The organism is Streptomyces sp. NPDC031670 (assembly GCF_055580545.1).
Genome location: NZ_JBVILC010000066.1, coordinates 1 through 1227, shown reverse-complemented (window position 1 = coordinate 1227; position 1227 = coordinate 1). Strand labels below are relative to the sequence as shown.

Here is a 1227-nt window from a genome sequence, read left to right as displayed (position 1 = left end):
CTCATGAAGGGGGAACTGCTGCGCGCCGCGCAATGGCTGGGCCCCGCCGCTGAAGCCGGCCACCCCGGCGCTTTGTTCCGTCTGGCTTTAGTGGCCATGCGCGCGGACTGGGACCGCAGGGAAGACGTACGGTTCTTCATCGCCGAAGCAGCCCGGCACGGTCACGGTGACGCCCGCCGCCTGCTGGCCGCCACCGCCCACCGCCGGCCCTTCCCCGACGACCCGCCCGCGCAAATCCAGGACCATCTTTTCTTCGACGAGATCCGTCAAGGACTCGGCGTCAGCGAAGAGATGCTCACACCCGAAGACGTGGAGGGAGTGACGCCGGGCGGCGGTGTGCGGCTCGTGCTCGTGCCACCCCCGGTGCTCCCAACTGCAGGCCAGCCCGCGCCTTCCCCCACCGAGGCTCCCTCGGTTCAACGGCAGACGCGCCTGCGGGCACTGGACGATGACGAAACTGATCGAGCAGTTCCTCTGATCCTGCCCCTGAGCAGCCCTGCCCCCTATCTGGCAGCCGCGGCAGCCGGCGCCGAAGCCGCTGCCCGCTCAGACGCTCTGCCTGCCGAGACCGCAGGCGACGGCCGCAGCGGGCGGGAGCCGTGGTGGTCGGCGAACGCGCTGCGCCCGGCGGTCCTGACCGATATGACCCGGACCAAGACACTGCCGGCGCAGGCGCCTGCTCAGCAGGCAGCCGCCTACCGGGCCCTCGAACTCGTCCTGCACATCCAGACAGCCGGCGGCATCACCACGCGCGACCTCGCCCGGCGCACCGGCATCAGCATGGCCGACACGTCCTGGCTCCTGCATTGGCTGCGCGCCCAGTTCTTCATCAAAACCGTCAGCGGCGCCCACTTCGCCGGGCCCGTCCTGGAGATGGCCGCCCGCACCGACCATCATGAGCAGCTGATGCAGCAGGTTCTCGACGGGCTGCGTGATCAGATCGGCGCCGCGGTTTATCTGGCCAAATACACCGACGGTGAGATCGACGTCCTGCAGTCCTCTCACAGCACCACCGCTCCCCCGGTACGGCTCAAGGCGCCCTTCCCTGCAGCCGGTCATGCCAGCGCGGTGGGCAAAGCCCTCCTGGCCGACCTCGACTTCACCGCCCGGATGGAACACCTCGCCCGCTACGCGCCCGTGCCGCTGACCGACCGCACCATCACCAACCCGCGGTTACTCTTTGACGCCCTCGACCGCCACGGCCCCAACGCCGCCCAGTTTTGACGT

The 1227-nt window shown here is 69.4% G+C and carries 1 protein-coding gene; it reads left to right on the top strand.

Annotation, left to right across the window (positions count from 1 at the left end):
* On the top strand, positions 1-1224 hold a 1224-nt coding region (locus ACZ5ID_RS37050; protein ID WP_468907222.1), incomplete at its 5' end, for an IclR family transcriptional regulator domain-containing protein.
* Positions 1225-1227: the final 3 nt, after the last annotated feature.